Source organism: Lentzea sp. (assembly GCF_035525475.1).
Lineage (GTDB): Bacteria > Actinomycetota > Actinomycetes > Mycobacteriales > Pseudonocardiaceae > Lentzea.
Map to the genome: position 1 here is coordinate 25976 of NZ_DATLEC010000099.1, position 12137 is coordinate 38112.

General features: G+C 69.1%; 11 protein-coding genes and 1 pseudogene. 9 read left to right on the plus strand and 3 right to left on the minus strand.

Going from position 1 to position 12137, the window contains the following annotated elements:
- The first annotated feature begins 216 nt into the window (after positions 1–216).
- Both VM306_RS17360 and VM306_RS17365 read left to right on the plus strand, forming a co-directional pair.
- Positions 217–582 carry an OB-fold nucleic acid binding domain-containing protein gene (locus VM306_RS17360; RefSeq protein WP_325516030.1) on the plus strand — a complete coding sequence of 122 codons (366 nt, stop codon included), beginning with the start codon at positions 217–219 and terminating at the stop codon, positions 580–582.
- Entirely contained in the window at positions 579–1355 is a 777-nt protein-coding gene (locus VM306_RS17365) for a DUF3159 domain-containing protein (protein ID WP_325516031.1), read from the plus strand. Before VM306_RS17360 ends, VM306_RS17365 begins: the two co-directional genes overlap by 4 nt.
- Positions 1356–1509: 154 nt before the next feature.
- On the opposite strand, the gene VM306_RS17370 is transcribed toward VM306_RS17365, so the two are convergent.
- Together VM306_RS17370 and VM306_RS17375 are read right to left on the minus strand one after the other, a co-directional pair.
- Positions 1510–2166, minus strand: coding sequence for a TrkA family potassium uptake protein (locus VM306_RS17370; RefSeq protein ID WP_325516032.1), 657 nt, complete (start codon positions 2164–2166; stop codon positions 1510–1512).
- Positions 2166–2828 (minus strand): TrkA family potassium uptake protein, encoded by a 663-nt coding sequence (locus VM306_RS17375; RefSeq protein ID WP_325516033.1) that lies wholly within the window; start codon positions 2826–2828, stop codon positions 2166–2168. Before VM306_RS17375 ends, VM306_RS17370 begins: the two co-directional genes overlap by 1 nt.
- Positions 2829–2910: 82 nt before the next feature.
- Here VM306_RS17375 and VM306_RS17380 point away from each other — a divergent pair, with 82 nt between their 5' ends.
- The 4 genes and pseudogenes from VM306_RS17380 to VM306_RS41385 form a co-directional block, all read left to right on the plus strand.
- The gene (locus VM306_RS17380) at positions 2911–4896 is read left to right on the plus strand and encodes an APC family permease (RefSeq protein ID WP_325516034.1); all 1986 of its coding nucleotides are present in this window, start codon (positions 2911–2913) and stop codon (positions 4894–4896) included.
- Entirely contained in the window at positions 4893–6098 is a 1206-nt protein-coding gene (locus VM306_RS17385) for a class I SAM-dependent RNA methyltransferase (protein ID WP_325516035.1), read from the plus strand. The genes VM306_RS17380 and VM306_RS17385 overlap by 4 nt, the downstream gene beginning before the upstream one ends.
- A gap of 62 nt (positions 6099–6160) precedes the next feature.
- A complete protein-coding gene (gene dxs, locus VM306_RS17390) occupies positions 6161–8065 on the plus strand; it encodes a 1-deoxy-D-xylulose-5-phosphate synthase (RefSeq protein WP_325516036.1) in 1905 nt (634 codons plus the stop codon).
- Positions 8066–8346: 281 nt separating this feature from the next.
- Positions 8347–8745 (plus strand): annotated as a pseudogene (locus tag VM306_RS41385) (SPFH domain-containing protein); the annotation flags it as partial.
- A gap of 186 nt (positions 8746–8931) precedes the next feature.
- On the opposite strand, the gene VM306_RS41390 reads toward VM306_RS41385, so the two are convergent.
- Complete coding sequence (locus VM306_RS41390; RefSeq protein WP_414672404.1) at positions 8932–9333, minus strand: nuclear transport factor 2 family protein; 402 nt, start codon at positions 9331–9333, stop codon at positions 8932–8934.
- An 87-nt stretch (positions 9334–9420) separates the two neighbouring features.
- Between VM306_RS41390 and VM306_RS17400 the strand changes: the two genes are divergently transcribed.
- From VM306_RS17400 to VM306_RS17410, 3 genes are read left to right on the plus strand one after another with little or no spacing between them, the layout of a single operon-like run.
- Positions 9421–9858, plus strand: coding sequence for a MarR family winged helix-turn-helix transcriptional regulator (locus tag VM306_RS17400; RefSeq protein WP_325516038.1), 438 nt, complete (start codon positions 9421–9423; stop codon positions 9856–9858).
- Positions 9859–9916: 58 nt separating this feature from the next.
- Positions 9917–10600 (plus strand): response regulator transcription factor, encoded by a 684-nt coding sequence (locus tag VM306_RS17405; RefSeq protein WP_325516039.1) that lies wholly within the window; start codon positions 9917–9919, stop codon positions 10598–10600.
- Positions 10601–10618: 18 nt separating this feature from the next.
- The gene (locus VM306_RS17410; RefSeq protein WP_325516040.1) at positions 10619–11749 is read left to right on the plus strand and encodes a HAMP domain-containing sensor histidine kinase; all 1131 of its coding nucleotides are present in this window, start codon (positions 10619–10621) and stop codon (positions 11747–11749) included.
- The last annotated feature ends 388 nt before the right edge of the window (positions 11750–12137 follow it).

Genomic DNA, 12137 nt, shown 5'->3' on the forward strand with positions numbered 1-12137 from the left:
GTTCACACAGTGTGCGGACCCGTGGAGCGACCAGAACGGCGCCGACCTGCGACAACGGCTCGGCGAACACGGTTCGGACAAACACCTCGTCAGAGGCGGTTCCGGGCAGGAGGACGACGGTCTCGGCAGGCACGCCCGAGATTGTCGGCCCTCGTGCGTACCCTCATGTCAGACGGTCCACACCACTGGGCCACCAGAGCACTGCAGGAGTCGGGGATGGGCGGCTATTGGCACCGCTTGGTGCGTCGCTTGACCAGCGACGTGGCCGAGCTGGACGCGGACGACCTGTCGCGAAAAGCGGAGGCCGTCGGCGCGGTGAAGGCCTGCGACTGCAAGTCCGGCGAGGAGGTCACCGTCCTCGGCCGGCTCCGCAGCGTGGAGCTCTGTCCCCGTGACGCGGCCGCCACCCTGGAAGCGGAGCTCTACGACGGCACCGAGGGCGTCACCCTCGTCTGGCTCGGCCGCCGTCGCATCGCGGGAATCGAGCCTGGTCGGACGATCAAGGCTCGTGGCCGCATCGCCGTGCGCGACGGGCGCAAGGTGCTCTACAACCCCTATTACGAGTTGCAGAACGCTTCATGACTTCAGCTGAGACCGAAGAAAAGCAGCCCACCGTCCTCGAGCAGATGGGCGGCGTGAGCGGAATGCTCTACTCGTCGCTGCCCGTCCTGGTCTTCGTGATCGTCAACTTCGCCGCCAAGAACCTGATGGCGGCGATCATCAGCTCCCTCGCCGCCGCCGTCGTCATCGGCGTGGTCCTGGCCGTGCGCAAGGGAACGATCCAGCCCGCGATCTCCGCCGTCTTCGGCGTGGGTGTCGCGGCGTTCATCGCCTACAAGACGGGTGAGGCCAAGGGCTTCTTCCTCTTCGGCATCTGGCAGAGCGTCGTCTACGGCAGCGCGTTCCTGCTGTCGATCATCGTGCGCTGGCCGCTCGCGGGCGTGATCTGGACGTTCCTCAACGGCAGAGACCGCTCCTGGCGCGCGGACAAGGCGTCGGTCCGCGACTACGACATCGCGACCTTCGTGTGGGCGCTGGTGTTCTTCGCCCGCTTCGCGGTGCAGCGCTGGCTCTACGACGAGGACCAGGTCGGCTGGCTCGCGGTGGCCCGTCTCGCGATGGGCTACCCGCTGATGGCCATCGCCCTGCTCGCCACGGTCTGGGCGGTCCGCCGCGCGGACAAGCGCCTGAAGGCGGCCGAGGAGGCCACCGCGGCAGAGGCCTCAGCCCAGGCCGAGGTGGACGACGTGCTCGCCCGCACGGCCGACGACCTGCTGACGCCGGACATGGACGAGCTCCAGCGCACCGTCGACGAGGACGCGCGGACGAAGGCACGCGACAGGTCCCGCGACTGACGTTCCGAACGCACAGGGCCGGTGCCTCCACGACGGGGACACCGGCCTTGCTCCGTTCGAGCGGTCAGACCGTGTTCACCTGCTTCTGCGCTTCGCTGCCGCGCATCAGGCGGTGACGCGGAATGTGCCGCAGTACCAACGAAGATGCGGCGGTCTAGTACCCCAGCGCGGTCTTGATGTCCTGCTCGACGGCCGCGGTCGTCACGAACAGCAGCTCGTCCTCGGCCTCGAGCGTGTCGTCCGGCTGCGGCACGATGACCCGCCCGCCGCGCAGGATCGTCACCAGCGCGGCGTCGCGGGGCAGCGTCAGCTCCGACACGGCACGCCCGGCGAACGGCGTCGACTCGTCGAGTGTGATCTCCACGAGGTTCGCCTGGCCCTGCCGCAACGTCAGCAGCCGCACGACGTCGCCGATCGTCACGGACTCCTCGACCATCGCCGCCAGCAACCGCGGCGTCGACACGGCGACGTCGACGCCCCACGACTCGGTGAACAGCCATTCGTTCGCGGGGTCGTTCACCCGCGCGACGACGCGGCGGACCGCGAACTCGGTCTTGGCCAGGAGCGACACCACGAGGTTGACCTTGTCGTCACCGGTCGCGGCGATCACCACGTCGCACAGCTGCATGCCCGCGTCCTCCAAAGAGGACAGCTCGCACGCGTCGGCCTGCACCCACTCGGCCTGGTCGACGGAGTTCGGGTCGAAGTGCGCCCTGTCCCGTTCGATCAGCATCACCTGGTGCCCGTCGGACACGAGCTCCTGCGCGATGGACCGCCCCACCGCGCCCGCGCCAGCGATCGCGACCCGCATCAGCTCTCCTCCGGTGCCTGCTGCGCCGCGGCCGCGACGTCGGTGATCGTGCCGGACAGCGCCGCCACGTAGATGGTGTCGTCGGCCTGCACGACGGTCGAGTTCTCCGGCAGCACGCCCGTGCCGAAGCGCATCACGAACGCCACGCGCGCGCCGATCGCCTCCTCGAGCTCGCGCACCGGCCGCCCGACCCACGTCTCGGCGACCTCGATCGGCAGCACGGCCACGGTTCCGGACGGGTCGCGCCACGCGGTCGCCGCGCCCTCGGGCAGCAGCATGCGCAGGAACCGGTCGGTCGACCACGGCACGGTCGCCACCGTCGGGATGCCCAGGCGCTCGTACACGGCGGCGCGCTTGTGGTCGTAGATGCGGGCGACGACGTGCTCGACGCCGAACGTCTCCCGCGCGACCCGCGCCGAGATGATGTTCGAGTTGTCACCGCTGGAGACCGCCGCGAACGCGCCCGCGCGCTCGACACCCGCCTCGATCAGGACATTGCGGTCGAAACCGTTGCCGACGACCTGTTGTCCGTGGAAGTCGCTGCCCAGCCTGCGGAACGACTGCGAATCCTTGTCGATCACGGCGACCTGGTGGTCGAGTCGCTCCAAGGCCCTGGCCAGGGAGGCTCCCACCCGGCCACACCCCATGATCACCACGTGCACGACATGCCTCCTCAGGCGAACTCTGGGCAGAACCTACCGAGCATTAGCCCGTACCGGTGAGCGGACCCCTTACGCTCTGGCCGTGTCCAAGCTCGCCACCGCTGCCAAACGCCTCCTGGTCGGACAGCCGTTCCGCAGCGACCGCCTCGCTCACACCCTGCTCCCCAAACGCATCGCACTCCCCGTGTTCGCCTCCGACGCCATGTCGTCGGTCGCGTACGCGCCGGAGGAGATCTTCCTGATGCTGTCGGTGGCGGGTCTGAGCGCCTACACGATGGCGCCGTGGGTGGGCGTCGCCGTGGTCGTGGTCATGCTCACGGTGGTCGCCAGCTACCGGCAGAACGTGCACGCCTACCCGTCCGGCGGCGGTGACTACGAGGTCGCGACGGTCAACCTGGGGCGCAGGTCGGGGCTCACGGTGGCGAGCGCCCTGCTCGTCGACTACATCCTCACCGTCGCGGTGTCGATCTCGGCCGCCGCGGCCAACATCGGGTCGGCCATCCCGTTCGTCGCGACGCACAAGGCGGAGTTCGCGGTCGCCGCCATCGTCCTGCTCACGGCGGTCAACCTCCGCGGCATCCGCGAGTCCGGCAGCGCGTTCGCCGTCCCCGTCTACGCCTTCATGTTCGGCGTCTTCGCGTTGATCGGGTACGGCCTGTTCCGCGGTTTCGTGCTCGGCGACGAGATGCGCGCCGAGAGCTCCGGCCTCGAGATCCACGCCGAGTCCGACCACCTGATGGGACTCGCGTTCGTGTTCCTGGTGCTGCGGGCGTTCTCGTCCGGCTGCGCCGCTCTGACGGGCGTCGAGGCGATCAGCAACGGCGTGCCCGCGTTCCGCAAGCCGAAGTCCCGCAACGCCGCGACGACGTTGCTGCTGATGGGCACCATCTCGGTGGTCATGCTGATGGGCCTGATCATCCTCGCCCAGCTCACCGACGTCCGGATGGCCGAGCTGCCGGCGCAGCAGATCACGAACGCCCCGGCGGGCTACGAGCAGAAGACGATGGTCGCCCAGATCGCCCACGCGGTCTTCGACAACTTCCCGCCCGGCTTCTACTTCATCGCCGGCGTCACCGCACTGATCCTGGTGCTCGCCGCGAACACCGCGTTCAACGGCTTCCCGGTGCTCGGCTCGATCCTCGCCCAGGACCGGTACCTGCCGCGCCAGCTGCACACCCGCGGCGACCGGCTCGCGTTCTCCAACGGCATCCTGTTCCTCGCCGGGTTCGCGGTCGTGCTGGTGATCGCGTTCGACGCCGAGGTCACCCGGCTGATCCAGCTCTACATCGTGGGCGTGTTCGTGTCGTTCACGCTGAGCCAGCTCGGCATGATCAAGCACTGGCAGCGGCTGCTCAAGACCGAGACCGACGCCCAGGCCCGCACCCGGATGCGCCGCTCGCAGGCGATCAACACGTTCGGCCTCGCGCTGACGGCGACCGTGCTGATCATCGTGCTGATCACCAAGTTCACCAAGGGCGCGTGGATCGCCATCGCCGCGATGGCCGCCATCTACGCGTTGATGACGGCGATCCGTAAGCACTACGACACCGTCGCCGAGGAACTGCGCAAGCAGGAGCGCGTACGGACGATGCCGGCGCGCAACCACGCGATGGTGCTCGTGTCCAAACTGCACATGCCGACGTTGCGCGCGTTGTCCTACGCCAAGGCCACACGGCCGGACGTGCTGGAGGCCGTCACCGTCAACGTCGACGACGGTGACACCCGCAAGCTCGTGCTCGAGTGGGAGAAGGAGAACTTCAAGATCCCGCTCAAGGTGATCGAGTCGCCCTACCGCGAGATCACCAAGCCCGTTCTCGACTACGTCAAGCGCGTCAGGTCGGACAATCCCCGCGACGTTGTTACGGTGTTCATCCCCGAGTACGTCGTCGGCCACTGGTGGGAGCAGTTGCTGCACAACCAGAGCGCGTTGCGGCTCAAGGGAAGGCTGCTTTTCCAGCCGGGAGTGATGGTGACCAGCGTGCCGTGGCAGCTGGAGTCCTCGGTGAAGGTCAAGGACAAGGACGTCATCGCGCCCGGCGCTGTCCGAAGGGGACTTGACGACCGATGAGCTCGACCAAGGAAGACTGGACCGGACGCAAGTTCGAGGTAGAGGTGGGACCCGTCGCACACGGCGGCCACTTCGTCGCACGGCACGAGGGGCGCGTTCTGTTCGTGCGCCACGCGCTGCCGGGCGAGCGCGTCGTGGTGTCGGTGTATGAGGACAACGGCGGGTCGTTCTGCCGTGCGGACGCCGTGGAGATCCTGACGCCGTCGCCGGACCGCGTCGCGCGGCCGTGCCCGTTCAGCGGGCCGGGGATGTGCGGTGGCTGCGACTTCCAGCACGTGTCGTGGGACGCCCAGCGCGAGCTCAAGGCCCAGGTCGTCCGCGAGCAGCTCTCGCGGCTGGCCAAGATCGAGCGCGACGTCGTCGTGGAGGCGTTGCCGGGCGGTCCGCTGGAGTGGCGGACGAGGATCCGGATGGCCGTCGGCCGCGACGGGAGGCCCGGTTTCCGCGGCACCCGTTCCCACGATGTGATCCCGGTCGACCACTGCGTGATCTCCCGGCCGGGCATGGTCGAGTCGGTCGCCGACAGGACGTGGCGGGCGCAGGAGCTGACGATCGTCCAGGACGGTGACGGCAACCGGCATCTGGGTGAGGTCCGCGGCCGACACACCGTGCGACGCGCCGGAACGGGTACCGCCGTCGAGACCGCCGCCCAACGAAAGTGGCGAGTTTCCGCCGACGGGTTCTGGCAGATCCACCCCGCGGCCGCGGACACGTTCGCGTCCGTCGTGGGGGAGTGGGCCGCGGCCGGTCCGGGGCAACGCGCGTGGGACCTCTACGGCGGTGCCGGGCTCTTCGCGTCGGTGCTCGGGCGGCAGGTCGGCGAGACCGGGTCCGTGCTGGTCGTGGAGTCCTTCCCCGGTGCCGTGGAGGACGGCCGGCGCAACCTCCGCCGCATGTCCCAGGTCGAGTGGGTGGCCGACAAGGTGGAGCACGCCGTGACGCGCAGGCTGCCCGTCGAGGACCCCCACGTCGTGGTGCTCGACCCCCCTCGCAAGGGTGCGGGCAAGGTCGTTGTGGCTGAAGTCGCACGACGCCGCCCGCAGCGGGTCGTCTACGTCGCCTGCGACCCCGCCGCTTTGGCGCGTGACCTGGCCGAATTCACTGCTCAGGGGTACCGGCTCGCTGATCTTCGCGCCTTCGACGCGTTCCCGATGACCCATCACGTGGAGTGCGTCGCGCTGCTCGTTCCTGAGACCGGCTGACCATGCGTCTCAGTCGGGTCTCCGTAGACTGAGCCGCAGTCTTCAGGAGTGAGGTGGGCGTGGTGACCCTGCTGGAGTCCGTGCACGGACCAGCTGATCTGAAACGGATGGACGATGCGCAGCTGTCGCGGCTGTGCGAGGAGATCCGTCGTTTTCTGGTCGACAAGGTGTCCAAGACGGGCGGGCACCTGGGTCCGAACCTCGGTGTGGTCGAGCTGACCGTGGCCCTGCACCGGGTGTTCGACTCGCCGCAGGACCCGATCGTCTTCGACACCGGGCACCAGTCTTATGTGCACAAGATCGTCACGGGCCGCCGTGACGGCTTCGACGAGCTGCGGCAGCAGGGCGGGATGTCCGGCTACCCGTCGCGCGCGGAGTCCGCGCACGACGTGCAGGGCAACAGCCACGCGTCGACGGCGCTGTCCTACGCGGACGGCCTGGCGAAGGCGAAGCAGATCAACGGCACCAACGGCCACGTGATCGCCGTCGTGGGCGACGGCGCGCTGACCGGCGGCATGTGCTGGGAGGCGTTGAACAACATCGCGGCGGACAAGACGCGTCCGGTCGTGATCGTCGTCAACGACAACGGCCGCTCGTACTCGCCGACGATCGGTGGTCTCGCGGACCACCTGTCGTCGCTGCGGCTGCGTCCTGGCTACGAGCGCGTGCTGGAGAAGGGCAAGAGCGCGCTGCAGCAGACGCCGTTCTTCGGCAAGCCCCTCTACGCCGCCCTGCACGCCGCCAAGCGCGGCATCAAGGACGCGCTGGCGCCGCAGGCCATGTTCGAGGACCTCGGGCTGAAGTACATCGGCCCGGTCGACGGCCACGACATGGCGACGCTGGAGTCCGCACTGCAGCGCGCGAAGTCGTTCGGCGGTCCGGTGATAGTGCACGCGGTGACCCGCAAGGGCATGGGGTTCGCGCCGGCCGAGAACCACGAGGCCGACCAGATGCACGCCACCGGCGTCATCGACCCGATCACCGGTGAGGACCTGAAGCCGTCCCAGCGGACCTGGACGCACGTGTTCTCCGACTCGCTGGTCGAGATCGGCCGCGAGCGCTCCGACGTCGTGGCGATCACCGCCGCGATGCAGGGCCCGACCGGCCTGGACGCGTTCGCGAAGGCCTTCCCGGAGCGCTTCTACGACGTCGGCATCGCCGAGCAGCACGCGCTGACCTCCGCCGCCGGTCTGGCGATGGGAGGCCTGCACCCCGTCGTGGCCGTCTACGCGACCTTCCTCAACCGGGCGTTCGACCAGCTGCTGATGGACGTGGCCCTGCACGGGCAGGGGGTCACGGTCGTGCTGGACCGAGCCGGTGTCACCGGTCCGGACGGCGCGTCGCACCACGGCATGTGGGACATGTCGATCCTCGGCGTGATCCCCGGCGTCCACGTGGCGGCGCCGCGTGACGCCGGCACGCTCGCCGAGGAGCTGCGCGAGGCCGTGGAGATCTCGGACGCGCCGTCGGTGATCCGCTATCCCAAGGCCTCCGTCGGCGGCGACCTGCCCGCGTTGGAGCGCGTCGGTTCCGTCGACGTGCTGCGCCGGTCGGGCAACGACGTGCTGCTGGTGACCGTCGGCGCGTTGGGCGAGCTCGGGATCGAGGCCGCGCAACGGCTGGAGGACCAGGGCATCGGCGTGACGGTCGTCGACCCGCGGTGGATCTACCCGATGTCTTCGGACCTCGTGGAGATGGCCGCGTCCCACAAGCTCGTCGTGACCGTCGAGGACGGTGGGCGGCACGGTGGCTTCGGGTCGTCGTTCGCGGCCGCGTTGCGCGATGCCGACATCGAGGTGCCGTTGCGCGACATCGCTCTGCCGCAGCAGTTCCACGACCACGGCTCGCGTGGCGAGGTGCTGGCGTTGTGCGGGATCACGGCGCAGGACGTCGCCCGCCGCGTGACGGAGTGGGCCGCGCGGCTGGAGTGCCTGCCCGTCGAAATGGACGCGCCCGCGGAGAAGTAGATCGGCTAACCTCCCCCTCGCGCCCGCTCTTGCGGTCCGGCAGGCCTTCCTCGCCGGGTTCCGCTGTCAGTGCGGCGCTTGGCGCTGTAAGGCACCGGGTTCTGATCCTGAATGCCGCGACCCCGGCCGCATACGGGGGCGACGAGCTCTGCGAGTCCCTTCCGGACTCCCGTTCGCCGCTCCGCCGGCCGGGGTCGTGGTGCACCCGGACGGAGGTGGAGACGATGAAGCACACGTTGTTCCCGTGGGAGCGGGGCGTCCGGTTCGACCGCGGCGTGCTGATGGGCGAAGTGGAGCCCGGCCAGCACAAGTTCCCGCGGCACGTCGTGGTTCAGCGCGTCGACATCCGTCCGCGCACGATGACCCCCGCCGCGCAGGACGTTCCGACGTCTGACGGCGTGCTGGTCCGCGTGACCGTTGTGGTGCGTTGGGCCGTGTCCGCGCCGACGACGTTCGTCATCGCGTCTGCCGGACCCGAGGCTGAGCTCTACACGGCCGTGCAGCTCGCACTGCGCGGTGCTGTGTTGACGCGCGCGCACACCGCCGTTGATGCCGAACGTGACGCGATCGCCGCTGAGGTGCTGGCCGGGGTCGCGGCGAGGGCGGCCGAGCTCGGCATCGTGGTGTCCGAGGTGGCCGTGCGCGACGTCGTGATGCCCGGTGAGCTGCGGCGTGCCGCCCTGGCCGAGCTCGTCGCGGCGTCCGAGGGACGTGCCGCGCTGGAACGGGCGCGCGGTGAGACGGCCGCGTTGCGGTCGTTGCTCAACGCGGCACGGCTGGCGGAGGAGCACCCGGCGTTGCTGGAGCTCCGCGCGTTGCAGGCCGCCTCGACCGTCGTGGTGGACCGGCCGGCCCGCAGGTCCTGGTCAGTCCTCGCGGATCCACAGCACGGTGGTTCGCGTCTCGCGCACCCGCCAGCCGGCGGGCGTCCTGACGACGACCCAGTCCATGCGCAGGCTCGCGGTCCGGAACGGCGTCTCGCCGGCACGGAAGAAGTAGTTCAGCGTGTTCGCCGAGACAGTGGCCCGGTCGCCGTCCAGGTCGACCAGCAGACCCGTGGTGAGGTGCTGGGTGAGCACGTCCGGCTGCTCGGTTCCCCGCACGACCTCGACGAACTCGTCGAACCCGCTGATCTCGCCGTAGCGGGGCGAGTGGATCGACACGTCGGGGTGGAACACCGTGAGCCCGTCGTCCCACCGCTTGTCGTCGAGCAGACGGCCGAGGCGGCTGACCAGGTCGTTGATCTCGATGTGGTCGATCGTGGACATGAGCACTCCTGATTGTTGGTTGCGCCAACGTTGGCGCAACCAACAGTACACATCTGCGTTGGTTCCACCAACGATTACGATGAGGCCGTGGAGGAAACCCCCGAACGTCTGGCCGGGAAACCGAGCTGGCTGCTGACCCAGCTGTCGGTGCACGCGCACCGGCTCGCCACCGAGGCCTTCGCCGAGGCAGGGGCACGCGGCTACCACTACCGGCTGCTGGCCGCGCTGGACGAGTTCGGAGTGGCCAGCCAGGCCGAGCTCGGCCGTCGCTGCAACATGGACCGCAGCGACGTGGTCGCGGCCGTGACCGAGCTGCAGGAGCGGGGGTTCGTCGACCGGGCGCAGGACCCGCGGGACCGGCGGCGCAACACCGTCACGCTCACCGGGACGGGCAGGACGCAGCTCCGCCGTCTCGACAAGGCGCTCGACCACGCCCAGGACGCCCTGCTCGCGCCGCTTCCCGAACCGGACCGCCGGACCCTGACCGGGCTGCTCGGCACGCTGCTCGCACACCACCAGCGCTGACAGCTCGCGTGAAGGTGTCGTTAAGCGTGGTCTCAGGTGGGTGTGGCACCTTGGTGGCGTGCGGATTCTGGTTGTCGAGGACGAGGCACCTCTGGCCGACGCGATCGCTCGCGGTCTGAGGCGTGAAGGCATGGCCGTGGACGTCGCCTACGACGGCGAGACCGGGCACGAGAAGTCGACCGTCACTCGGTACGACGTGGTCGTGCTCGACCGCGACCTGCCGGGGATGTCCGGCGACGAGCTGTGCAAGGAGATCCTCAGCTCCGGCGCGCTCACCAGGGTCATGATGCTGACGGCCAGCGGGTCGATCGAGGACCGCGTGTCCGGGTTGTCCCTGGGCGCCGACGACTACCTCGCGAAGCCGTTCGCGTTCCCCGAACTGGTCGCGCGCGTGCGGGCGCTGGCCAGGCGCGCGACGCCGGCGACGCCGCCCCTGCTGTCCGCGCAGGACGTCGAGCTGGACCCGGCGCGGCGCACCGTGTCGCGCGGCGGGCAACCGATCGAGCTGACGCGCAAGGAGTTCGGAGTCCTCGAAGTGCTGCTCGCGGCCAAGGGGTCGGTCGTCAGCAGCGAGGAACTGCTCGAGCGCGTGTGGGACGAGAACGCCGACCCGTTCACCACGACCGTGCGCGTCACCGTGATGACGTTGCGCAAGAAGCTCGGCGAACCGGGCATCATCGACACCGTCGTGGGCTCCGGTTACCGGGTCCCGAGCGCGTCGAACGGATCCGCCGAAGCCTGATCCCCCAGGGACTGATCTATGCGAAGGCGCGGACCGGGACTTCGTCTCCGGATTACGCTCCTCACCACCGCGCTCGTCGCGGCGGTGAGCGCTGTGCTGCTCTTCCTCGCGTGGACGCTGGTCGGCCGGGTCTTCGACTCGTCGCCGTCGTTCCCCTCCGACACCCAGGTCACGGTGGACGGTGTCACCGTCACGGTGAAGACGCTGACCGACGCGCTGACTGTCGCTGCCCGCGAAGATTTGCTGCGTGCGGGCTTGATCGCGTTCGCGTGCATGGTGGTGGCCGCAGCCGTGCTGGCGTGGACGTTCACCGGCCGTGTGTTGAAACCTCTGCACGACGTCACGGGCGCCGCGCGTCAGTTGTCGGCCGAGTCCCTGGGCTCCTCGCGGTTGCGGCTGGAAGGGCCGCGCGACGAGGTCGCCGAGCTCGCGGACACGTTCGACTCGATGCTCGACCGGCTCGAAGCGGCCTTCGACTCGCAACGCCGGTTCGTGGCGAACGCGTCGCACGAACTGCGCACTCCTCTCTCGGTGGTGCGCACGGAACTAGACGTCACGCTGTCGGATCCGGACGCGGACGTCGAAGAGCTGCGGCGCATGGCCGGTGTCGTTCGTGCCGCGGGGGAGCGCGCCGAGCAGCTGGTGTCGGCGCTGCTGCTGCTCGCGCGCACGGACGGTCTGGGCCTCGCGGTGCGGGAACCGGTCGACCTGTCCGCTGTCGTGGAGTCCGCGTGGAGGGCCGTCCGTTCGGAAGCAGAGGCCCGCAACCTGCGCACGGTGTTCCGGTGCGTGCCGGCGCTCGCGGTCGGGGATCCCGCACTGCTGGAGCGCATCGCCGGGAACCTGCTGGAGAACGCCGTCCGGCACAACCACGTCGGCGGCTGGGTCGAGACCGTGGTGGAGACGGGCCCGCAGTGGTCCGTGCTGCGGGTGTCGTCGTCGGGCCAGCTGATCCCGCCGGACCGCGTCGAGGAGCTGTTCGAGCCGTTCCGCCGCGGGGTCAAGGACCGCACCAGCCAGTCCGGGACGGGCCTGGGCCTCTCCATCGTGCGTGCCGCGGTGGCAGCGCACGGCGGGTTTGCGCAGGCAGTGGCCGTGCCGACAGGCGGTTTGTCGGTCACTGTGCACCTGCCCGTGGCCCCTCGTTAGGACCGAGTACAAGATTGTTTGCGTGGCTCCGGTCACACTGTGCGTCGATCTTGGCGGGTTTGAGCCATCCGCGTGGCGTCTGACCTGCGGTTACATGTCGCGTGACCCCCGATTTGGATCCCGGTGGGCCGCCGTGTAAATTTCTCTCTGCCAGCGCGGAACGGGCCGGGAAACACCGGAACGGAGCGCGGCGAAAGACTTCTAAGCCTGACACAGCCCCGGAAGTGACTCTCCTCGGAGATGAGCTGCGGTGAGCGCGTGTTCTTTGAGAACTCAACAGCGTGCCGAAAAACAGCCAGTAATATGAATACTCCTCGTCAGGAGTATTCCTTTGAGTAGATAGACAGATTGCCAGACATATTCCGTCTGGAGCGATCACAACGATCCT

Coding starts and splice junctions, on each gene's coding strand:
- VM306_RS17385 (WP_325516035.1), top strand. CDS start 4,893: ATGAGCTCGACCAAGGAAGACTGGACCGGACGCAAGTTCGAGGTAGAG.
- VM306_RS17370 (WP_325516032.1), bottom strand. CDS start 2,166: ATGCGGGTCGCGATCGCTGGCGCGGGCGCGGTGGGGCGGTCCATCGCG.
- VM306_RS41390 (WP_414672404.1), bottom strand. CDS start 9,333: ATGTCCACGATCGACCACATCGAGATCAACGACCTGGTCAGCCGCCTC.
- VM306_RS17410 (WP_325516040.1), top strand. CDS start 10,619: ATGCGAAGGCGCGGACCGGGACTTCGTCTCCGGATTACGCTCCTCACC.
- VM306_RS17360 (WP_325516030.1), top strand. CDS start 217: ATGGGCGGCTATTGGCACCGCTTGGTGCGTCGCTTGACCAGCGACGTG.
- VM306_RS17365 (WP_325516031.1), top strand. CDS start 579: ATGACTTCAGCTGAGACCGAAGAAAAGCAGCCCACCGTCCTCGAGCAG.